This window comes from Scandinavium sp. UTDF21-P1B, from assembly GCF_040750395.1.
Lineage (GTDB): Bacteria > Pseudomonadota > Gammaproteobacteria > Enterobacterales > Enterobacteriaceae > Scandinavium.
Genome location: NZ_JBFLVD010000037.1, coordinates 55,385 through 75,816 on the forward strand (window position 1 = coordinate 55,385; position 20,432 = coordinate 75,816).

At 55.9% G+C, this 20,432-nt stretch carries 20 protein-coding genes, 1 pseudogene and 1 other annotated feature; of the genes and pseudogenes, 8 read left to right on the forward strand and 13 right to left on the reverse strand.

Annotation, left to right across the window (positions count from 1 at the left end; genetic code table 11):
* Nucleotides 1–68: 68 nt before the first annotated feature.
* Nucleotides 69–497: a small heat shock chaperone IbpB gene (gene ibpB / locus AB1287_RS21705; protein ID WP_312628012.1), complete on the reverse strand. Its 429-nt coding sequence runs from the start codon at nt 495–497 to the stop codon at nt 69–71.
* A gap of 116 nt (nt 498–613) precedes the next feature.
* Nucleotides 614–1,027 carry a small heat shock chaperone IbpA gene (ibpA, locus tag AB1287_RS21710; protein ID WP_312628044.1) on the reverse strand — a complete coding sequence of 138 codons (414 nt, stop codon included), beginning with the start codon at nt 1,025–1,027 and terminating at the stop codon, nt 614–616.
* Nucleotides 1,021–1,095 (reverse strand) — a sequence feature (ROSE (Repression Of Heat Shock gene Expression) occurs in the 5'-region of heat shock genes and acts as an RNA thermometer to modulate expression.). (Overlaps the previous gene by 7 nt.)
* A 240-nt stretch (nt 1,096–1,335) precedes the next feature.
* Between ibpA and AB1287_RS21715 the strand changes: the two genes are divergently transcribed.
* On the forward strand, nt 1,336–1,668 hold the full coding sequence (locus tag AB1287_RS21715) for a YceK/YidQ family lipoprotein (protein WP_312628013.1): 333 nt from the start codon (nt 1,336–1,338) through the stop codon (nt 1,666–1,668).
* A gap of 1 nt (nt 1,669) precedes the next feature.
* Here AB1287_RS21715 and AB1287_RS21720 read toward each other — a convergent pair whose 3' ends face one another.
* From AB1287_RS21720 to dnaA, 11 genes and pseudogenes are all read right to left on the reverse strand, one after another.
* Nucleotides 1,670–2,893 (reverse strand): DUF3748 domain-containing protein, encoded by a 1,224-nt coding sequence (locus AB1287_RS21720; RefSeq protein WP_435619070.1) that lies wholly within the window; start codon nt 2,891–2,893, stop codon nt 1,670–1,672.
* Between the two features lie 51 nt (nt 2,894–2,944).
* Nucleotides 2,945–4,280: pseudogene (locus AB1287_RS21725) on the reverse strand (MFS transporter).
* A 183-nt stretch (nt 4,281–4,463) separates the two neighbouring features.
* Nucleotides 4,464–5,612, reverse strand: coding sequence for a galactonate dehydratase (dgoD, locus tag AB1287_RS21730; protein ID WP_435619071.1), 1,149 nt, complete (start codon nt 5,610–5,612; stop codon nt 4,464–4,466).
* On the reverse strand, nt 5,609–6,226 hold the full coding sequence (locus AB1287_RS21735; protein ID WP_435619072.1) for a 2-dehydro-3-deoxy-6-phosphogalactonate aldolase: 618 nt from the start codon (nt 6,224–6,226) through the stop codon (nt 5,609–5,611). Before AB1287_RS21735 ends, dgoD begins: the two co-directional genes overlap by 4 nt.
* Entirely contained in the window at nt 6,210–7,088 is an 879-nt protein-coding gene (locus AB1287_RS21740) for a 2-dehydro-3-deoxygalactonokinase (protein WP_435619073.1), read from the reverse strand. Before AB1287_RS21740 ends, AB1287_RS21735 begins: the two co-directional genes overlap by 17 nt.
* Nucleotides 7,085–7,774: a D-galactonate utilization transcriptional regulator DgoR gene (dgoR, locus tag AB1287_RS21745; RefSeq protein ID WP_312628021.1), complete on the reverse strand. Its 690-nt coding sequence runs from the start codon at nt 7,772–7,774 to the stop codon at nt 7,085–7,087. The genes AB1287_RS21740 and dgoR overlap by 4 nt, the downstream gene beginning before the upstream one ends.
* 248 nt (nt 7,775–8,022) lie before the next feature.
* On the reverse strand, nt 8,023–8,835 hold the full coding sequence (gene yidA / locus AB1287_RS21750) for a sugar-phosphatase (RefSeq protein WP_435619074.1): 813 nt from the start codon (nt 8,833–8,835) through the stop codon (nt 8,023–8,025).
* A 217-nt stretch (nt 8,836–9,052) separates the two neighbouring features.
* Nucleotides 9,053–11,467, reverse strand: a complete 2,415-nt coding sequence (gene gyrB / locus AB1287_RS21755; RefSeq protein ID WP_435619075.1) for a DNA topoisomerase (ATP-hydrolyzing) subunit B — start codon at nt 11,465–11,467, stop codon at nt 9,053–9,055.
* 28 nt (nt 11,468–11,495) lie between these two features.
* Nucleotides 11,496–12,569 carry a DNA replication/repair protein RecF gene (gene recF / locus AB1287_RS21760; protein WP_435619076.1) on the reverse strand — a complete coding sequence of 358 codons (1,074 nt, stop codon included), beginning with the start codon at nt 12,567–12,569 and terminating at the stop codon, nt 11,496–11,498.
* Entirely contained in the window at nt 12,569–13,669 is a 1,101-nt protein-coding gene (gene dnaN / locus AB1287_RS21765; RefSeq protein WP_312628029.1) for a DNA polymerase III subunit beta, read from the reverse strand. The genes recF and dnaN overlap by 1 nt, the downstream gene beginning before the upstream one ends.
* 4 nt (nt 13,670–13,673) lie before the next feature.
* On the reverse strand, nt 13,674–15,071 hold the full coding sequence (gene dnaA, locus AB1287_RS21770) for a chromosomal replication initiator protein DnaA (protein ID WP_312585116.1): 1,398 nt from the start codon (nt 15,069–15,071) through the stop codon (nt 13,674–13,676).
* A gap of 288 nt (nt 15,072–15,359) precedes the next feature.
* Between dnaA and AB1287_RS22510 the strand changes: the two genes are divergently transcribed.
* The 7 genes from AB1287_RS22510 to AB1287_RS21800 form a co-directional block, all read left to right on the forward strand.
* Nucleotides 15,360–15,440, forward strand: a complete 81-nt coding sequence (locus AB1287_RS22510) for a hypothetical protein (RefSeq protein ID WP_436799858.1) — start codon at nt 15,360–15,362, stop codon at nt 15,438–15,440.
* Between the two features lie 228 nt (nt 15,441–15,668).
* Nucleotides 15,669–15,809, forward strand: a complete 141-nt coding sequence (rpmH, locus tag AB1287_RS21775) for a 50S ribosomal protein L34 (protein ID WP_000831330.1) — start codon at nt 15,669–15,671, stop codon at nt 15,807–15,809.
* 16 nt (nt 15,810–15,825) lie between these two features.
* The gene (gene rnpA / locus AB1287_RS21780) at nt 15,826–16,185 is read left to right on the forward strand and encodes a ribonuclease P protein component (protein ID WP_156565723.1); all 360 of its coding nucleotides are present in this window, start codon (nt 15,826–15,828) and stop codon (nt 16,183–16,185) included.
* Nucleotides 16,149–16,406 carry a membrane protein insertion efficiency factor YidD gene (gene yidD / locus AB1287_RS21785; protein WP_097162467.1) on the forward strand — a complete coding sequence of 86 codons (258 nt, stop codon included), beginning with the start codon at nt 16,149–16,151 and terminating at the stop codon, nt 16,404–16,406. The genes rnpA and yidD overlap by 37 nt, the downstream gene beginning before the upstream one ends.
* 2 nt (nt 16,407–16,408) lie before the next feature.
* Nucleotides 16,409–18,058: a membrane protein insertase YidC gene (gene yidC, locus AB1287_RS21790; protein ID WP_312628032.1), complete on the forward strand. Its 1,650-nt coding sequence runs from the start codon at nt 16,409–16,411 to the stop codon at nt 18,056–18,058.
* 100 nt (nt 18,059–18,158) lie between these two features.
* The gene (mnmE, locus tag AB1287_RS21795) at nt 18,159–19,523 is read left to right on the forward strand and encodes a tRNA uridine-5-carboxymethylaminomethyl(34) synthesis GTPase MnmE (protein ID WP_435619077.1); all 1,365 of its coding nucleotides are present in this window, start codon (nt 18,159–18,161) and stop codon (nt 19,521–19,523) included.
* A 154-nt stretch (nt 19,524–19,677) separates the two neighbouring features.
* Nucleotides 19,678–20,432 (forward strand): MdtL family multidrug efflux MFS transporter (locus AB1287_RS21800; RefSeq protein ID WP_435619078.1); only part of this gene is annotated, 755 nt, incomplete at its 3' end.

Sequence of the window (20,432 nt, forward strand, 5' to 3'; positions counted from 1 at the left end):
CCTACAAGACCAACAAATCGTGGTGGGTACGTAGGCCCGGTAAGCCTGCGCCATCGGGTATCTGGAACTTAGCTGTCCAACGCCGGACGCTCGCTAATGGCAATGCGCTGCGGAGCGATGGCTTCCGGCTCGTTACGGGTCAAATCAATATGCAGTAACCCGTTGCTGAAGGTCGCCCCGGTGACTTCCATATGCTCGGCAAGGGTGAAGCTCAGGCTAAACGGTTGCATCACCAGGCCCTGATGCAGCCATTTGGTTTCGGTTTCAGGCTTCACCGGCGTGCCTTTAACGCTGAGACGAGTGCCTTCCAGCTGCACGTCCAGATCTTCCTGACGGAAGCCTGCCAGCGCAAGGGTAATACGGTAGTGGTTATCGTCGCTTTTTTCGATGTTGTACGGCGGGAAACCCTGAGTTTCCGGGGTATTCAGCATCGCGTTGGCCAGTTTATCGAAGCCAATCCACTGACGCAGCATAGGGGTTAAATCGTAGTTACGCATGATAGTTCTCCTTCAAAGAAGCGAGTTTGGCCCGGCGAGTGAAAGACTCGCCATTGCTCCCTGTCGGCAAGCAGCGGGCAGGTATTATCAGGCGGCGCATGGCCGCCTGAAGGGAATCAATTGATTTCGATACGACGCGGTTTATTCGCTTCAGGAATAATGCGTTCGAGGTCGATATAGAGCAGCCCGTTCACCAGATTGGCGCCTTTAATATGCACGTTTTCAGCAATCTGGAATTTGCGCTCAAAGTTACGCTCGGCAATACCCTGATAGAGATAAGTGCGCTCTTTTTGCTCGGTTGGGTGGGAGCCTTTCACCACCAGCAGGTTGTCCTGGGCGGTGATCTCCAGCTCGCTTTCGGCAAAGCCTGCAACCGCGATAGCAATGCGGTAGTTATTTTCGTCAACCAGTTCAACGTTATACGGAGGGTAGCCGCCGTTGCTCTGGCTCTGGTTGTTTTCCAGCAGATTGAAAAGACGGTCAAAACCAATGGCGGAACGGTACAGTGGGGAAAGATCGAAGTTGCGCATAATCATAAAGCTCCTGAAATCAGCGAGAATTTTCTGACCTTCCACAATGGACAGGTCGTGAACCCGGAACACCCCTCAGGCATGTTCTCAATGGGTACAGGATTAAAATGGGATTCGCGGAACGTTTATCAAGGGCAAAGGTCTTACTTTTTTTGCACTTTCGCCCACAGAGCATAGACTGAAGGGCGGCACGGAGGCCGAAAGTGCGACAGGTGCCACAGAGCGCCATTTCCGGACTATGTATTTTTTCAGCGGGCCGTTATAACCCGATAGACAGGCACTCCGGGTGCCGACAACGATGATAGCGCATGATGAAAACGTTAATGTTGAAACCTGTTTTATTCTCAGGGATGGTCGCGCTGGCAGGGTGCTCCAGCGTCATGTCTCACACCGGCGGCAAAGAGGGGACCTACCCCGGCACGCGCGCCAGTGCAGAGATGGTAGGGGATGATGCCACCAACTGGGGCACTAAAACCCTCGTTCTGCTGGATTTACCGTTTACCGCCGTCGCGGATACGCTGCTGCTGCCGTGGGATTTGTTCCGCAAAGATAACTCGGTCCGTTCCCGCGTAGAGAAAAGCGAACAGCAAACGCAGGCGATGAACGCCGTGATCCCGCCTGCGGCGATGCCCGTTCGTTGATTCAGACTTCCGTGCTCGTCATCCAGAGCTGGCGATAGCCGCCCGTCTCCTGCATCCAGGCAACATGCTCTCCCGTTGGTGAGAACACAATGGCGTCACCCGACGGTGGGTTTTCATGATTAGTCGTCAAAAAGCGAATATCACCGTTTTGCGCATCGCAGAGCACAATCCTGTCTTCCAGCACAAACCCAAGCCATTTGCCTGACGGATGCCAGTTAAACGCAGACTGAATGCCGCTGGCGTGCGTCAGCTGGCGCAGATCGCTGCCGTCCGGCGTAATCAGCCAAAGCTGAACCACGCCTGCTTCATCACGCATCAGAAAGGCGATCGTGTCGCCTTGTGGATTACAGCGCACCCAGTGGCGTGGCGTATTCACCAGCCCCGGAAATGCCCTGTCATGGGTGAACGTCAGACGACGCTGAACTACGTCCGCAGGCGGCGCGGGCATTGTACTTTCAGAGCCACAAAGCGAGGACTTCCCGGCCCGCTTCCATCCGGATTCCTCTTTCGGCAGGTCAACGATAAACAGCTCCGGGATTTTTTCCCCGCTCAGCGACAGCGTATCGCCGATAAACGCTAACTGCTCATTCCCCACCCAGCCTTCTTCGTAGGCGCGATTAATCTCATCGCTGCCGGGCTTTGGCGCTGGCGTGGTCTGGCTCACCAGTACGCACCAGTGGCTGCCCGCATATTCGCGCGGATGATGGCCCGGCGGCGTAACAGGCCCGAACGGCGCGGCCACGCCGACGTTACGTAAATCCAGCGCCGGGTCGCGTTCATGCAAAACATGATCGTTATAAGTGAAGCTCACGAATTCACCGTTCGGGCTGTAAACGTGAACGTGGGTTCCACCCCGCAGCGCGCCAGGCGTGAACGGCGGGGTGATATCCATGGCGTCGAGATTGCGGGTTTCACTGTGATGCGTTACCACGCCGCGGCGATGATGAAAATCGTAGTGCCATGACGCGTCCGGATTTTCAGGGCCGTGAATAAATACATAGCGATCTTCAAACGGATGCACGGTCACTACGCCAACGTGCGCGCCGTTGGTAGCCCGATAAAGCACCTCTGTGTCACCACTGTGGACATTGACCCGCTCGATGGTTTCACCGGTAAAGAATGCGCCGGACGGACGCACGTCAAACACCAGCCACTGGCCGTCAGGAGTCCATGTCCGGGTATTCGTTAACTGGTGATGACGAGGAGCAAAAGTGAGTTGTTTCATTGAGGAACCCTGATGCGCGTGAATCGCATCAGGGTATAGCAAGGCAGGAATTTAGCCTACACGTTTCACATCGCCGACCAGCAGGATGTAGGACAGCGCGCCAATCAGCGTAATTGCTGAGATGTAGGTCAGCGCCGGAGCAAAGCCGTGCGCCTGTGCCAGATAGCCAATCACCAGCGGCACCGTGATCCCACCCAGGCCACCCGCAAAGTTGAATACCCCACCGGTCAGGCCAATCAGGCGCATCGGTGCCAGAGACGACACCAGAGACCAGGTAATGGACGCAAAGCCATTGCCGAAGAACGCCACCGCCATCAGCACGGTGATCCACACCGGGTCATTGGTGTAGTTAGCGCCCATGATGCAGGTGGAAATCAGCAGCCCACAGATAATCGGCAGCTTACGCGAAAAGCCAATGGAGAAGCCTTTACGCACCAGTTTGTCCGCAATCCAGCCCGAAAGCAGCACCCCGACGAACGCCGCCAGGAACGGCACCGTTGTCATAAAGCCCGCTTTTAGCGCAGTGATGCCTTTTTCCTGGGTCAGGTAGTTCGGGAACCAGGTCAGGAAGAACCACAGCGTCGAAGCGATAGCGAACTGACCCAGATAGACGCCCACCAGCTTGCGATGGAACACCAGCTTCCAGTCGGCTTTGGTCAACGGCGCACTGACTTTGTTTTCAATCTGCGCATCGCCGTCGATCAGGCCACCGCCCTGTTCGATATAGTCCAGCTCCGCCTGGGTGATGCCTTTGGTTTTGCGCGGGGCCTGGTAAACCTTATGCCAGATTAACGCCCAGATGATGCCGATGCCGCCGGTGATGATAAACACCCAGTGCCAGCTCAGCATCTCCTGGATCCAGATGAGCAGCGGCGTCAGGAACGCCAGACCAACAAACTGCCCGGAGGTGTAGAAACCAACCGCCGAAGCACGCTCTTGCTCCGGGAACCAGCTGGTGACCATGCGGTTGTTGGTGGGAAATGCGGGTGCTTCAAAAATACCGGTAATGGCGCGCAGGCCAATCAGCGACAACAGCCCGGTCGCGAAGCCCTGGAACAGCGTGGCGACGGACCAGCCCATAATAGCAATGAAGTAGGTGGTGCGGGAACCTAAACGGTCGAGCACGCGACCGCCGGGGATCTGGCAGAGCGTATACATCCAGGCAAACGCCGAGAAGATATAGCCCATCTCCGTTTTCGTAATGCCAAACTCTTCCTGAATATGTGCAGAAGCGACGGCAAGGTTTGCGCGATCGACGTAACAAATCACCACGGTGATAAAAATCATCAGCAGCGTCAGGTAGCGACGGCGCCCTGTTTTAACGTTAGTCACGGAAATATCCATTCATCTGTCTCCAGATTCTGGGCATAGCGATACGTGCCACCATGCCCTGTAAATTACAGAGGGTGTGTAAGTTCTATAAAATTAAAAGGCACTGCTTATTGCGCTAAATAATTCGCGGCGGTGGGGGAGGCCGCAAATTTTCTCATCCCCGGGCGCAGACAAAAAGTATGTGACCGGGGTAAGAAAATGCAGCCGACGCATCACCAGCGTGAAGTATGACGCGCAATTACCACTCGGCGACAGCGCCGTCCGGATAACGCCACAGCGGGTTACGCCAGTCCGGGGCCTGTTTGCTCATTTCGATGACTTTGGCTTCGTCAATCTCCACGCCCAGACCCGGCTTCATCAGCGGTCTGAAGTAGCCGCCTTCCATACTGAAGTCTTCTTTATTGATAACAAAGTCGAGGAGCTCCGCGCCTTTGTTGTAGTGAATGCCCATGCTTTGCTCCTGCAACACCGCGTTGCGGGAAACAAAGTCGATGTGCAGACAGGCCGCCAGCGCAATCGGGCCAAGCGGGCAGTGCGGGGCAAGCGATACATCATAGGCTTCAGCCATCGCCGCGATTTTGTAGCATTCGGTGATGCCGCCCGCGTGTGAGAGATCGGGTTGCAATATCGCCAGGCCGCCAGCCTGCAATACCCGTTTGAATTCGAAGCGCGAGAACATCCGCTCGCCGGCGGCAATGGGAATATGGGTTTGTTCCGCGAGCTTCGGATAGTATTCCGCCTGCTCGGCCAGTACCGGCTCTTCGATAAACAGAGGGCGATACGGCTCCAGCTCTTTGATCAGCACTTTTGCCATCGGTGCGCTGACGCGACCGTGGAAATCGAGGCCGAACTCGATTTCATTGCCGAAGGCTTCACGAATCTGGGCCACGGTATGCACAGCGGCATCCACGCTGCGGGAATCATCGATAACGCCCATCTCTTCGCAGCCGTTCAGCTTAAAGGTGTCAAAGCCAATGCTGCGCAGGGTTTTGATACCGTCGATAACGTCCGCCGGACGGTCGCCGCCAACCCAGCTGTAGGCCTTAATTTTATCGCGTACCAGGCCCCCCATCAGCTGCCACACCGGCGCGCCGAGGACTTTGCCTTTGATATCCCACAGCGCCTGGTCGATACCGGCGATGGCGCTCATCAGAATCGGACCACCGCGGTAGAAACCGCCGCGGTACATCACCTGCCACAGATCGTTGATGCGTGCCGGGTCCTGACCAATCAGGTATTCACCCAGCTCATGCACGGCAGCCTCCACCGTCCTCGCTTTGCCTTCAATAACGGGCTCGCCCCAGCCGATAACACCCTCATCGGTTTCGATTTTCAGGAACATCCAGCGCGGCGGTAAACGGTAAGTTGTCAGTTTAGTGATTTTCATTGGGTGGCCTCCTGCCAGGCTTTTACAAAGGCCGCAGCCTGCTGTGCGGAACGTTCAACGGATTGTCCGGCTCGATAGAGATCGCTGCCAAGCCCGGCTCCTGCACAGCCGGCATCCAGCCACACGTTAAGGTTTTCTGGCGTCACGCCGCCGACGGCAAACACCGGCACGTCTTTTGGCAGTACCGCTTTCAGCGCTTTGATGTACTCCGGGCCAAAAGCGGAGGAGGGGAAGATTTTCAGCGTCTGTGCGCCCGCTTCCAGCGCGGTGAAGGCTTCAGTGGCTGTAGCGCAGCCTGCGCAGACCGTCATGCCGTGAGCAACTGCCCGGCGAATAACATCAGCGTTCGTATTTGGCGTCACAATCAGTTTGCTGCCTATCGCAGCTAACGTGTCGACATCTTCGGCTTTCAGCACCGTTCCGGCACCTATCAGTGCCTTATCACCAAACTCTGCCACCATCGCGGCGATGCTGGTTTGCCATGCCGGTGAGTTGAGAGGAATTTCTACCGCGTCGAATCCTGCGTTGAGAATAGCGGCGATGTGATCGCGCGCCTCTTCCGGCCTGATGCCGCGCAAAATAGCGATCAGGGGAAGTTTAGTTTGCCACTGCATGGGCGATGCTCCTTATACCTGCCTGAAATGCCGCGTCGCCGGAAACGAACGTCGAGCAGCGACCCACGCGGCTTAGCGCCTGCTGGTAGCGGTCGGCGAGGGATTTTCCTGCGACAAGCGTTATCGCCTGTTCACCGGGGAAGCGTTCGCACATCGTGGCGACTTCTGCGCCGATAAGCAGACCGGATAAAAATTCGCTCACCTGTTCGTGCGGGAGAGCCCCGAGCACGTGGGAGGCGCGAACTTCAAAAAGCTGCGGCAGCAGGGCAGGTTCACAAAGCCCTTTCTCCAGACCGGCAGCGAATGCCTCAGGCGATGTTTCCTGCTCAGGCAGGCCTGCGCCCACCAGCGAGTGATTCAGCAGAAGGTGGTGCAGTTCGCCGGTCATCACGGTCCGGAAATCAAAAATTTGCTGGTTGTCCGCCAGCACCCATTTGCAGTGGGTGCCCGGCATGACGTACAGCGACGCAGGTGCCAGCTGGCGAGCACCCAGAAGTTGGGTCTCCTCACCGCGCATGACGTTGTGGTTGTCGTCTCTCGACACGGAAAGGCCTGGAATAATCCATACTTTATCGGCAACGGGCGTTAACTGCTGGCCAATTGCCGGGAAATGCACTGGAACGGGTAAATAAGGGGCCACCTTCCAGCCAACATTACTGCCGACCATGCCCGCCATCACTACCGGCGTGGCGGCATCCCGCCAGCCGTGGGTGATTTCCGCTAACACCGCTTCGGGGGAACGCCCGTTCAGGCGAGTGACCCCTGCTTCAGACTGCCGGTTATCCAGGCACTCATCGCCCTGATAAAGCCAGGCGCGCAGGTTGGTCGATCCCCAGTCGATAGCGATGTAGCGTGATGTCATGTGCTTTCCTTTAACCTTCGTGTTGAGCTGGCGATCATGGTGAGCGCCGCCTGCTCTGCCGCATTGCTGTCCTGATGCCGGATGGCGTCAAACAGCGCTTTGTGCTCCTGAAGGGTCTGCGGCATGTTGGCCTCATCGCCCATCCAGGTGCGTTCAAAAACTGCCCGCTGCAGCGAACTTATCGCCACGCTGAGCTGCTGTAGTACCGGGTTATGAACCGAGGCCAGTACCGCTTCGTGATAGCGGATATCGGCTTCGTTGAAGGCATCGCGATCCTGGTTGTTCGCCACCATGTCATTCAGCGCCGCTTCGATTTGCGCCAGGTCGCTGGAGGTCGCCCGCTCGGCGGCCCAGCGGGCAATAGCTGGCTCCACCAGGTTTCGTACTTCGCTCATCGCCACGATAAGCCGTGGGTCGTAGTCGTTTTCCAGCACCCATTCCAGGACGTCAGTGTCGAGGTAGTTCCATTCGTTGCGCGGGGCGACAAATGCACCGCGATAACGCTTCATCTCAATCAGCCGCTTCGCCATCAGCGAACGAAACACTTCACGGATGATATTGCGGGACGTTTCAAATTCTTCGCAGAGGTCTGCCTCGGCGGGCAGCGCCGCGCCGGGAACGTATTTTCCGCTCACAATCTGGCGGCCCAGCGTCACGATAATGCGGTCGGTTTTGGTCAGGTTCATGGATTGTCCTTTTATTCGGAATACCCGACTACTTTACCGCGACTGCCGAAACTCCTCTCACTTTTGCAGTACAAACTTGAACATATACGTCTTTCCATACGCCACAATGTAGTACAAACAATTTGTGTTGTACTACAATTTAGATCACAAAAACGACAATTCAGATCGAGAAAGCGTAACGCGAGGATCGTCAGGCAATAAAAAAGCCCGCGCACAGGGCAACGGGCTTGAATTGAAAAAGGGAAGAATCAGTTCAGAACAAACTTCTCGATAGCGTAAGCCACGCCGTCTTCAAGGTTGGATTTAGTGACGAAGTCAGCAACCTCTTTAACCGAAGGGATGGCATTTTCCATTGCGACACCCATTCCGGCGTATTCAATCATCGCAATATCGTTTTCCTGATCGCCCAGGGTCATCACCTCTTCAGGTTTAATGCCCAGCGTATCGGCCAGCGATTTCACACCGGTGCCCTTATTGACGCGTTTATCGAGGATTTCGAGGAAGTACGGCGCGCTTTTCAGCACGGTATACTTCTCTTTCACTTCCGCCGGAATGCGGGCGATGGCTTTGTCCAGAATGGCCGGTTCGTCGATCATCATCACCTTCAGCAGCTGAATATCGCGCGCCATATTTTCCGCTTCGCAGAACACCAGCGGAATGGTTGCCACGTAGGATTCATGCACGGTGTAGTAGCTGATGTCGCGGTTAGCGGTGTACAGCGTGTTGCGGTCAAGCGCGTGGAAGTGAGAACCCACCTCGCGGGAAAGCTGTTCCAGATAGCGGTAATCATCATAACTCAGCGCCGTTTGCGCCACAGTGCTGCCGTCGCTGGCGTTCTGGACCAGTGCGCCGTTATAGGTGATGCAGTAATCCCCTTCCTGCTCCATGTGCAGCTCTTTCAGGTAGCTGTGAACGCCCGCATACGGACGACCGGTACACAGCACCACCTTCACCCCGCGCTCACGCGCCGAGGCAATGGCCTGCTTAACCGCTGGAGAGATGGTGTGATCGGGCAGCAGCAATGTTCCGTCCATGTCGATTGCAATGAGTTTGATAGCCATTAGGGTCCCCGGGATAAGTGAGTTATCACTCATGCTAACGCGATTTAGCTCAAAAAACAGCAAAAGAGTCGGGGGAAAAGGGAGATGGAAAGAAGTGGGGGGATTCCTCTTTTCGAGGATGAATGTAGGCCTGATAAGCGAAGCGCATCAGGCGCTTCTGAACACCCGCCAGATGCGGCTGGTGCCTTATCCGGCCTACATTATTTTACTGCAAAACTTAGATATCGATGTTCGCTGCTTTCAGGGCGTTCTCTTCGATAAATGCACGACGCGGTTCAACGGCATCGCCCATCAGCGTGGTGAACAGCTGGTCAGCTGCGATCGCGTCTTTTACGGTCACGCGCAGCATACGGCGGCTTTCCGGATCCATGGTGGTTTCCCAGAGCTGTTCCGGGTTCATCTCGCCCAGACCTTTATAACGCTGGATTGCCAGGCCACGACGCGACTCTTTCTGCAACCATTCCAGCGCCTGCTCGAAGCTCGCTACCGGCTGACGACGTTCGCCACGTTCGATGAACGCATCCTCTTCAATGAGGCCACGCAGTTTTTCACCCAGCGTGCAGATACGACGGTATTCGCCTCCGGTGATGAACTCCTGGTCCAGCGGATAATCTGTATCCACGCCGTGAGTGCGCACGCGAATGACAGGCTCGAACAGCTTCTGCTCGGCGTTCTGACGCACATCAAGCTGCCACATGCTGCCATGCTGCTCATTTTCATTCAGCGTGGTCACGAGCGCATTTACCCAGCGAGTAACTTTCTGCTCGTCGCTCAGATCGGCTTCTGCCAGAGTCGGCTGATAAATCAGCTCTTTCAGCAGCGAGCGAGGGAAGCGGCGCTCCATGCGACCAATCATTTTCTGCGTAGCGTTAAACTCGGCCACCAGTTTTTCCAGCGCTTCACCTGCCAGCGCCGGGGCGCTGGCGTTGGTGTGCAGGGTTGCACCATCAAGGGCGATAGCGATTTGGTACTGATCCATCGCTTCGTCGTCTTTAATGTACTGTTCCTGCTTGCCTTTTTTCACTTTGTACAGCGGCGGCTGGGCGATATACACGTGGCCACGCTCAACGATTTCCGGCATCTGACGGTAGAAGAAGGTCAACAGCAGCGTACGGATGTGCGAGCCGTCGACGTCGGCATCGGTCATGATGATGATGCTGTGATAGCGCAGCTTGTCCGGGTTGTACTCGTCGCGACCAATGCCGCAGCCCAGCGCAGTGATAAGCGTCGCCACTTCCTGCGAGGAGAGCATTTTGTCAAAGCGCGCTTTCTCAACGTTGAGGATTTTACCCTTCAGCGGCAGAATCGCCTGGTTCTTACGGTTACGACCCTGCTTCGCAGAGCCGCCCGCGGAGTCCCCTTCCACGAGGTACAGTTCGGACAGCGCCGGGTCGCGTTCCTGACAGTCCGCCAGCTTGCCCGGCAGGCCAGCCAGATCCAGCGCGCCTTTACGGCGGGTCATTTCGCGGGCTTTACGCGCCGCTTCACGGGCACGCGCTGCGTCGATAATTTTGCCGACCACGATTTTCGCATCGGACGGGTTTTCCAGCAGGTATTCTGCCAGCAGTTCGTTCATCTGCTGCTCAACCGCGGATTTCACCTCTGAAGAGACCAGCTTGTCTTTGGTCTGCGAGGAGAATTTCGGATCCGGTACCTTCACGGAAACGACGGCAATCAGGCCTTCACGGGCATCGTCACCGGTGGCGCTGACTTTGGCCTTTTTGCTGTAGCCTTCTTTGTCCATGTAGGCGTTCAGGGTACGGGTCATCGCCGCACGGAAGCCCGCCAGGTGGGTACCGCCGTCACGCTGTGGAATGTTGTTAGTGAAGCAGTAGATGTTTTCCTGGAAACCGTCGTTCCATTGCAGCGCGACCTCAACGCCGATACCGTCTTTTTCGGTGGAGAAGTAGAAGATATTCGGGTGGATTGGCGTTTTGTTCTTGTTCAGATATTCCACGAACGCTTTGATACCGCCTTCGTAATGGAAGTGATCTTCTTTGCCATCACGCTTGTCTTTCAGGCGAATAGAAACGCCGGAGTTCAGGAACGACAGCTCGCGCAGACGTTTTGCCAGAATCTCGTATTCAAATTCGGTGACGTTAGTGAACGTTTCATGGCTTGGCCAGAAGCGCACCTGAGTACCGGTGGCTTCGGTTTCACCCGTTACGGCCAGAGGCGCTTGCGGCACGCCGTGAACGTAAATCTGCTGGTGAACTTTGCCTTCGCGGCGAATCACCAGCTCCAGCTTCTGGGACAGGGCGTTTACAACCGAGACGCCCACGCCATGCAGACCGCCAGAGACTTTATAGGAGTTATCATCGAACTTACCGCCTGCGTGCAGGACGGTCATGATCACTTCCGCCGCCGACACACCTTCTTCCGGGTGAATACCGGTTGGGATGCCACGACCGTCATCCGTTACGGAGACTGAGTTATCGGCATGGATGGTGACCACGATGTCTTTACAGTGACCCGCGAGCGCTTCGTCGATAGCGTTATCTACCACCTCGAATACCATGTGGTGCAGACCGGTGCCGTCATCCGTGTCGCCGATATACATACCCGGGCGCTTACGCACCGCATCCAGCCCTTTCAGGACTTTGATACTGGAGGAGTCATAAGAATTCGACATCAACGTTTCTCGCTCATTTAAACTTGGGTTAATCCGTTATTTTACCTTTTTCCACGCTGAACATCTTCGAATTTTTGTCCGACATGTCCATAACGTGTTCAGCGCTGATCGCACTGACAAAAACCTGGGATTCCGTGGCCTTGAGCCTGCTTGCTAACAGGCCCCGGCGTTCGTCATCCAGCTCTGAGGCAAAATCATCGATGAGGTACAGGCAGCGTCGACCGCTTTCGCGAGTCAGAAACTCGCCCTGCGCCAGACGTAAGGCGCACATCAGCAGCTTCAGCTGCCCGCGCGATAAGGTGTCTTCCACCGGCGCACCGTCAGCACGAATGCGAAAATCCGCTTTGTGCGGGCCGTGGGCGGTATAGGTCAGCATCCTGTCTCGCTCGAAATTCCGTTCGAGCACCTCAGAATAGTCGGTCTCTTTTTCCCAGCCGCGCTGGAAAGAGAAGCTGAGACTGAATTCGGGCAAAAACTGTTTACAGGTATCCGCCATGTCTTCGGCGATCCCTGCGCTGTATTCCGCGCGCCACTGGCTGATTTGCTCGGCCAGCGGAATCAGCTCCATATCCCACGGACGCAGCTGGGCGTAGCGCGTGACCTGGCGCAATGCCGCGTTACGCTGTTTCAGCAAACGCTTCAGGTTGCTCCAGGCGGTAAAAAAACCGGCTTCGTTGTGAAAGCATCCCCAGTCGAGGAAGGCTCTTCTGTATTTGGGGCCGCCGTTGAGTAAAGTAAACCCCTCCGGCGTGATGAGCTGCATCGGCATCAGCAGCGCCAGTTCAGACACCTTGTGGCCGTCGGTGCCGTCGATGCGCACTTTGCTGTCACCCTGCTTATCTTTGGTCAGGCCAATGGCAATTTCACGCTCCTGACCCTGCAACCGTCCGTGTAAGACAAACGATTCCTGCTCGTGGCGGATGACGCGGCCAATCTGCAAGCTGCGAAACGCCCGGCCGTGGCCGAGCGTATAGATGGCTTCCAGCACGCTGGTTTTGCCGCTGCCGTTGGCGCCTACCAGGAAGTTAAAGCCGGGGGAAAGGGCGAGATCCGCGTTTTCGATGTTGCGAAAGTCGCGGATCAACAAGCGGGTGAGCGCCATTACAGTCTCATTGGCATAACAACATAAGCCGCGCTCTGGCTGGCTGCATCTTCAATCTGCACGCTGGAAACTGAGTCGGTCAGCAGAATACGGACGTTTTCGCACTTCAGCGCGTTGAGCACGTCCAGCACGTAGCTGACGTTGAATCCGATTTCCATTTCGGTACCGGCGTAGGTGACATCCAGAATTTCTTCTGCTTCTTCCTGCTCCGGGTTATTAGCGGTGATTTTCAGCTGATTTTCGCTGACGTACAAACGTACTCCGCGGAATTTCTCGTTCGAGAGGATTGCCGCGCGGGCAAACGCCTGCTTGAGAATATCGCAGCCGGCATCCAGATGTTTATCCGGATTTTTCGGCAGCACGCGACGGTAGTCCGGGAAGCGACCATCCACCAGCTTAGAGGTGAAGATAAAATCACCGACGTGAGCGCGGATATTGTTGCTACCAATCTGCACACGCATCGGGTTTTCGCCGCCGTCGAGCATACGCATCAGCTCAATCACGCCTTTACGAGGGACGATCACCGAATGGTTTGGCAGGGACTCGCCAATCGGCATGGAGCAGACCGCCAGACGGTGGCCGTCGGTCGCCACGGTGCGCAGCTCTTCCCCTTCGGTTTCGAACAGCATGCCGTTTAAATAGTAACGAACATCCTGATGCGCCATGGAGAACTGCGTGGCTTCAATCAGGCGTTTCATCGTGGCCTGGGCTACGGTGAACTCCACTTCGCTCTGCCAGTCGTCCAGGTTCGGGAAATCCGCAGCGGGCAAAGTGGAAAGCGAGAAGCGGCTGCGGCCAGAGCGCACCAGCATGCGGTCGCCCTCCAGCTGCACGGCAATTTCGGCGCCTTCCGGCAGGCCGCGGCAAATATCAAAGAACTTGCGCGCCGGGACGGTTGTGGCGCCTGCTTCGTGCGGCTGTGAAAGCGCGACGCGAGCCACCATTTCCATTTCAAGGTCGGTCCCGGTCAGCGACAGGGAGCCATCTGCGACCTGCAGCAGCAGGTTGCCAAGAATAGGCAACGTTGGGCGGCCACCTAATGGACCACTTACCTGCTGCAGCGGTTTTAATAAATGTTCACGTTCAACGGTAAATTTCATAGCGTCACGAAGATAATGTTCTGATTAAATTGGAGAAATCTTCTTTGATATCATGGCTTTCTTCACGCAACTGCTCGATCTTGCGGCACGCATGCAGCACGGTCGTGTGGTCGCGGCCACCAAACGCATCGCCGATTTCCGGCAGGCTGTGGTTGGTGAGCTCTTTGGCCAACGCCATCGCCATCTGGCGCGGACGCGCCACCGAGCGGGAACGACGCTTGGAGAGCAGATCGGCCACTTTGATCTTGTAGTATTCCGCCACCGTCTTCTGAATATTGTCGATGGTGACCAGTTTTTCCTGCAGCGCCAACAAATCACGCAGCGCTTCACGCACGAAATCGATAGTAATGGCGCGTCCGGTAAAGTTGGCGTTGGCGATAACGCGGTTCAGCGCACCCTCAAGCTCACGCACGTTAGAACGCAGACGCTTGGCAATAAAGAAGGCCACTTCGCCCGGCAGACGAATGTCGTTTTCGTCGGCCTTTTTCATCAGGATCGCCACACGGGTTTCCAGCTCTGGCGGCTCGATCGCCACGGTCAGGCCCCAGCCAAAGCGGGATTTCAGACGATCTTCCACGCCGTTGATCTCTTTTGGATAGCGATCCGACGTCAGGATGATCTGCTGATTGCCTTCCAGCAGGGCATTAAAGGTGTGGAAGAACTCTTCCTGCGAGCGCTCTTTATTGGCAAAGAATTGAATGTCATCGATAAGCAGCGCATCAACGGAGCGGTAGTAGCGTTTGAACTCCTCAATAGCGTTGTTTTGCAGGGCCTTAACCATGTCCTGCACAAAGCGCTCGGAGTGCATGTACACCACTTTCGCATTCGGTTTACGCGCAATAATGCCGTTGCCGACGGCGTGCAAAAGGTGGGTTTTACCCAGACCCGTGCCGCCATAAAGGAATAAAGGGTTGTACGCGCCGCCAGGGTTATCCGCCACCTGACGTGCCGCAGCGCGAGCCAGCTGGTTCGATTTACCTTCCACGAAGTTATCAAAGGTGTGCTTGACGTTAACGTTAGAGCGGTAAGACGGTTCGGCGGGGGCAGGAACGTTATCCCAGCCCTGGCGTGCGGCAGGCACGGCCATGCGCGGAGCCTGAACCTGCGCGGTCGCCTGGACGGCAACCTGAGCCATCTCTTTTACAACTTGAGTGACGGGACGGGCACCGACTTCGAAGCGCAGCTGTGGCGCATCGGTACCGCAGAAATCATTCAACAATCCGTTGATGTTATTAAGGTATTTGTCCCTGACCCAATCGAGCACGAAACGGTTTGGCGCATACAAAGCAAGCGTGTTGTCGCTCAGTTCCGCCTGCAATGGGCGGATCCACATGCTGAATTCTGTGGCTGGTAACTCATCCTGCAATCGGGCAAGACACTGCTGCCAAAGCGAAAGTGACACGGCGGACTCCACTCGAACTGAAAAGGGTGAAACTGAATTAATGATTGTTGGCACACATCGGACAGCCCACAGGTGGTGAGGTGACGTGCGAACCGCTATCAGCGGTTGTTACTCCGTTCAGGATCCTGGATCGCGATCGGGACCGCGGATCATAGCCTAAACTGAGCCAGAGATCTTCTGTTTCTCACAGATTCTTCCCGATTTATCCACAGGGAAGAAGAGACCGGCTAAGTGTAAACGATCCTGGCAAGAGTGAGGGGCGATTTCGTCCGCATATTGGAAAAATTAATGAGTCACGACAATTTTTTGCTTAAACGATCTAATAAAGATCCCGGGGGATCCTTGCGATTTGACAGGCAGGCTTTATAATCCCCCACCCGGTGCGTGCTGCTCGTTAACAGGTACCGGCGCCGGTCATTTTCCACGCGAAATCGTGCGGAAATACGCGGGAAATAAGGTAAAGAGAATTGACTCCGGAGTGTACAATTATTACAATCCGGCCTCTTTAATCACCCACACTGAAGCGGAAGTCGTTCGAATCTCGTTCGGGTACACGCAAAAGTCAGTGAATTTATTCAAGTTTAGGTAGAAATCGCCATGAAACGCACTTTTCAACCGTCTGTACTGAAGCGCAACCGTTCTCACGGCTTCCGTGCTCGTATGGCTACTAAAAATGGTCGTCAGGTTCTGGCACGTCGTCGTGCTAAAGGCCGCGCTCGTCTGACCGTTTCCAAGTAATAAAGCTAACCCCTGAGTGGTTAAGCTAGCTTTTCCCAGGGAGTTACGTTTGTTAACTCCCACTCATTTCACTTTCGTCTTCCAGCAGCCGCAACGGGCTGGCACGCCGCAAATCACCATCCTCGGCCGCCTGAATTCGCTGGGGCATCCCCGCATCGGTCTTACTGTCGCCAAGAAAAACGTTAAACGCGCCCATGAACGCAATCGGATTAAACGTCTGACGCGTGAGAGCTTTCGTTTACGTCAGCATGAACTTCCCGCTATGGATTTCGTGGTGGTGGCGAAGAAAGGGGTTGCAGACCTCGACAACCGGGCACTCACGGAAGCGTTGGAAAAATTATGGCGCCGTCACTGTCGCCTGGCTCACGGGTCCTGATAGCCCTCATCCGGGTTTATCAACGCCTGATTAGTCCGCTACTCGGGCCACACTGCCGTTTTACTCCCACCTGTTCACAATACGGAATTGAGGCATTGCGCAGGTTTGGTGTGATAAAAGGCAGTTGGTTGACGGTGAAACGCGTATTAAAATGCCACCCTTTACACCCGGGTGGTGACGATCCCGTCCCACCAGGACATTCTAATACCAGAGAACACTAACGATGGATTCGCAACGCAATCTTCTTATCATCGCTTTGTTGTTCGTGTCTTTCATGATCTGGCAGGCTTGGGAGCAGGATAAAAATCCTCAGCCTCAGCAGCAGATTACGCAGACTACGACCACCGCCACGGCTAACGCCGCCGACCAGGGCGTTCCGTCCAGCGGACAGGGAAAACTGATTACGGTGAAAACCGACGTGCTGGAGCTCGTCATCAACACCCGTGGGGGTGATGTTGAGCAGGCTCTGCTGTTAACTTATCCAAAAACGCAGAATTCTACTGAGCCGTTTAAGTTACTCGACACTTCACCGCAGTTTATCTACCAGGCGCAGAGCGGCCTGACCGGTCGTGACGGCCCGGATAACCCGGCAAATGGTGCACGTCCGCTGTACAACATTGATAAAGATGCGTTTGTTCTGGCTGATGGGCAGAATGAACTGACCGTTCCGCTGACTTACACCGACAAAGCCGGCAACACCTTCACCAAAACCTTCACCCTGACACGCGGTGGCTATGCGGTGAACGTGGGCTATGACGTGAAGAACGCCGGCGAGAAACCACTGGAAGTTTCCACCTTCGGTCAGCTGAAACAGTCCATCAACCTGCCTAAGGAACTCGACACCCAAAGCGGCGGCGGTCTGTCTACCATGCATACCTTCCGCGGTGCGGCGTACTCCACGCCGGACGAGAAGTATGAGAAATACAAGTTCGACAAAATCGCCGATAACGAGAACCTGAACATCAGTTCTAAAGGCGGTTGGGTAGCCATGCTGCAGCAATACTTTGCAACCGCATGGGTACCGAACAACGACGGCTCGAACAACTTCTACACCACAAACCTGGGTAACGGCATCGCGGCGATTGGTTATAAATCTCAGCCGGTTCTGGTTCAGCCAGGTCAGTCAGGTAAGCTGGCGAGCACCCTGTGGGTTGGCCCGGAAATTCAGGACAAAATGGCCGCCGTTGCGCCACACCTGGATCTGACCGTGGACTACGGCTGGCTGTGGTTCATCTCTCAGCCGCTGTTCAAACTGCTGAAGTTTATCCACAGCTTCCTCGGAAACTGGGGCTTCTCAATCATCGTTATCACCTTCATCGTACGTGGCATCATGTACCCGCTGACCAAAGCGCAGTACACCTCCATGGCGAAGATGCGCATGCTGCAGCCGAAAATTCAGGCGATGCGTGAGCGTCTGGGCGATGACAAGCAGCGTCAGAGCCAGGAAATGATGGCCCTGTACAAAGCCGAGAAAGTGAACCCGCTGGGCGGCTGTTTCCCACTGCTGATTCAGATGCCAATCTTCCTGGCGCTGTATTACATGCTGATGGGCTCCGTTGAACTGCGTCATGCGCCGTTCGCCCTGTGGATCCATGACCTCTCCGCACAGGACCCGTACTACATCCTGCCGATCCTGATGGGCGTAACGATGTTCTTCATTCAGAAGATGTCGCCGACCACCGTGACCGACCCGATGCAGCAGAAGATCATGACCTTTATGCCGGTCATCTTCACCGTGTTCTTCCTGTGGTTCCCGTCAGGTCTGGTGCTGTACTATATCGTCAGCAACCTGGTGACGATTATCCAGCAGCAGCTGATTTACCGTGGTCTGGAAAAACGTGGCCTGCACAGCCGCGATAAGAAAAAGTCCTGATTCACGTGCCGGGTAAGCGAAACGCTACCCGGCAATCAGAAAAGTAATGACAGGGCGGTCGATTGACCGCCTTTTCTATTGGTATTGAAAGAGACAAACCATGAGCCATAACGACACGATTGTTGCCCAGGCCACCCCGCCAGGACGCGGCGGCGTGGGGATCCTGCGTATTTCCGGCCTGAACGCGTGCGACGTGGCGCAGGCGGTGCTGGGTAAGCTGCCGAAGCCGCGCTATGCCGACTACCTGCCGTTCCGTGATGCCGAAGGTAACACACTGGATCAGGGCATTGCGCTATGGTTCCCGGGGCCGAACTCTTTCACCGGTGAAGACGTACTCGAGCTTCAGGGCCACGGCGGCCCGGTTATTCTCGATCTGTTGTTAAAGCGCATCCTGACGCTGCCGAACATTCGTATCGCAAATCCAGGCGAATTCTCCGAGCGCGCCTTTCTTAACGATAAGCTCGATTTGGCCCAGGCCGAAGCGATTGCCGACCTGATCGACGCCAGTTCAGAACAGGCGGCACGCTCGGCAATGAACTCGTTGCAGGGTGCCTTTTCCGCACGCGTGAACCATCTTGTGGAAGCACTCACTCACCTGCGTATCTACGTGGAAGCAGCCATCGACTTCCCGGACGAGGAAATTGATTTTCTCTCCGACGGTAAAATCGAAGCTCAGCTGAATACCGTGATCGGCGATCTCGATGCCGTTCGCGCCGAAGCGCGCCAGGGGAGCCTGCTGCGTGAAGGCATGAAGGTGGTGATCGCCGGGCGGCCTAACGCCGGGAAGTCGAGCCTGCTGAACGCGCTGGCGGGCCGTGAAGCCGCTATCGTCACCGACATTGCAGGCACGACCCGCGACGTCCTGCGCGAGCACATTCATATCGACGGTATGCCGCTGCACATCATTGATACCGCCGGACTGCGCGACGCCAGCGACGAAGTGGAGCGCATCGGTATCGAACGCGCCTGGCAGGAGATCGAGCAGGCGGACCGCGTGTTGTTTATGGTCGACAGCACAACCACCAGCGCCGTTGATCCGGCTGAGATCTGGCCAGATTTTATCGCCCGCTTACCGGCGAACCTGCCGATTACCGTGGTGCGTAATAAAGCCGACATCACCGGTGAAGACGTGGGTCTGAGCGAGGTGAACGGTCACTCACTGATTCGCCTTTCCGCTCGTCAGGGCGAAGGCGTGGACATTCTGCGCAACCATCTGAAGCAGAGCATGGGCTTCGACACCAACATGGAAGGCGGCTTCTTGGCTCGTCGTCGCCATTTGCAGGCGCTGGAAGCCGCAGCCGAACATCTGCAGCAGGGTAAAGCGCAGCTGCTGGGCGCGTGGGCCGGAGAACTGCTGGCCGAAGAGTTGCGTCTGGCGCAGCAAAACCTGAGTGAAATCACCGGGGAATTCACCTCCGACGATCTGCTGGGGCGCATCTTCTCGAGCTTCTGTATCGGTAAATAATCACTACCGGATGAAATGCCCGGCGGCGCTATGCTTGCCGGGCCTGCACCATGGTTATGATGTTTTCCTCAATGGAAAACACCGTTGCCCAAACGGCAACTCGTCTCCCTCAATAAAGCCCCGTATTCTCGCCGCACTTTCCTGTGAGGTGACTATGGCCCGTTTTCTGTTTTGCAGCTTCGCTCTTGTCCTGCTTTATCCCTCCGGGATCGATATGTATCTCGTCGGCCTGCCGCGCATTGCGGCGGATCTCTCCGCGAGCGAAGTTCAACTGCATATTGCGTTTTCCGTCTATCTGGCCGGTATGGCGACGGCAATGATGATTGCCGGGCGCGTCGCCGATAAAACCGGACGCCAGCCAGTCGCTATCTGCGGAGCGATAATCTTCGCGCTGGCCTCCGCGCTTTGCGCCAGTGCGGCCAGCAGCACGCTGTTTCTGGTCGGGCGCTTTATTCAGGGTATCGGCGCGGGCGGCTGCTACGTTGTGGCGTTCGCCATTCTGCGTGACACGCTGGACGATCGCCGCCGCGCGAAGGTGCTGTCGCTGCTGAACGGCATTACCTGTATCATTCCGGTACTGGCACCGGTTATCGGGAATCTGATCATGCTGAAGTTTCCGTGGCAGATGCTGTTCTGGGTGATGGCGACCATGGGCGTCATCGTCTGCCTGCTTTCCACTCTGGTGCTGAAAGAAACGCACCCGGGCGCATGCCAGAGCGCAACAGCCATTCCCGATGCTGCGCCAGAATCGCTCATCAGCGGCTTTTTTCTCAGTCGGGTCGCCATTACCACGCTCAGCGTTACCGCCATCCTCACCTATGTGAACATCTCCCCGGTGCTGCTGATGGATGTCCTGCATTTCGATCGCGGTGAATACTCAACCATCATGGCTCTGTTGCAAAAATCTGG

What these genes read in the sequence shown, in the direction of transcription:
- mnmE (WP_435619077.1), top strand. Translation starts at nt 18,159, where the DNA reads ATGAGCCATAACGACACGATTGTTGCCCAGGCCACCCCGCCAGGACGC.
- AB1287_RS21715 (WP_312628013.1), top strand. Translation starts at nt 1,336, where the DNA reads ATGATGAAAACGTTAATGTTGAAACCTGTTTTATTCTCAGGGATGGTC.
- AB1287_RS22510 (WP_436799858.1), top strand. Translation starts at nt 15,360, where the DNA reads ATGAGTCACGACAATTTTTTGCTTAAACGATCTAATAAAGATCCCGGG.
- ibpA (WP_312628044.1), bottom strand. Translation starts at nt 1,027, where the DNA reads ATGCGCAACTTCGATCTTTCCCCACTGTACCGTTCCGCCATTGGTTTT.
- yidD (WP_097162467.1), top strand. Translation starts at nt 16,149, where the DNA reads ATGGCGCCGTCACTGTCGCCTGGCTCACGGGTCCTGATAGCCCTCATC.
- yidC (WP_312628032.1), top strand. Translation starts at nt 16,409, where the DNA reads ATGGATTCGCAACGCAATCTTCTTATCATCGCTTTGTTGTTCGTGTCT.
- yidA (WP_435619074.1), bottom strand. Translation starts at nt 8,835, where the DNA reads ATGGCTATCAAACTCATTGCAATCGACATGGACGGAACATTGCTGCTG.
- rpmH (WP_000831330.1), top strand. Translation starts at nt 15,669, where the DNA reads ATGAAACGCACTTTTCAACCGTCTGTACTGAAGCGCAACCGTTCTCAC.
- AB1287_RS21735 (WP_435619072.1), bottom strand. Translation starts at nt 6,226, where the DNA reads ATGCAGTGGCAAACTAAACTTCCCCTGATCGCTATTTTGCGCGGCATC.
- AB1287_RS21720 (WP_435619070.1), bottom strand. Translation starts at nt 2,893, where the DNA reads ATGAAACAACTCACTTTTGCTCCTCGTCATCACCAGTTAACGAATACC.
- dgoR (WP_312628021.1), bottom strand. Translation starts at nt 7,774, where the DNA reads ATGAACCTGACCAAAACCGACCGCATTATCGTGACGCTGGGCCGCCAG.
- ibpB (WP_312628012.1), bottom strand. Translation starts at nt 497, where the DNA reads ATGCGTAACTACGATTTAACCCCTATGCTGCGTCAGTGGATTGGCTTC.
- AB1287_RS21740 (WP_435619073.1), bottom strand. Translation starts at nt 7,088, where the DNA reads ATGACATCACGCTACATCGCTATCGACTGGGGATCGACCAACCTGCGC.
- dnaN (WP_312628029.1), bottom strand. Translation starts at nt 13,669, where the DNA reads ATGAAATTTACCGTTGAACGTGAACATTTATTAAAACCGCTGCAGCAG.
- dgoD (WP_435619071.1), bottom strand. Translation starts at nt 5,612, where the DNA reads ATGAAAATCACTAAACTGACAACTTACCGTTTACCGCCGCGCTGGATG.
- gyrB (WP_435619075.1), bottom strand. Translation starts at nt 11,467, where the DNA reads ATGTCGAATTCTTATGACTCCTCCAGTATCAAAGTCCTGAAAGGGCTG.
- recF (WP_435619076.1), bottom strand. Translation starts at nt 12,569, where the DNA reads ATGGCGCTCACCCGCTTGTTGATCCGCGACTTTCGCAACATCGAAAAC.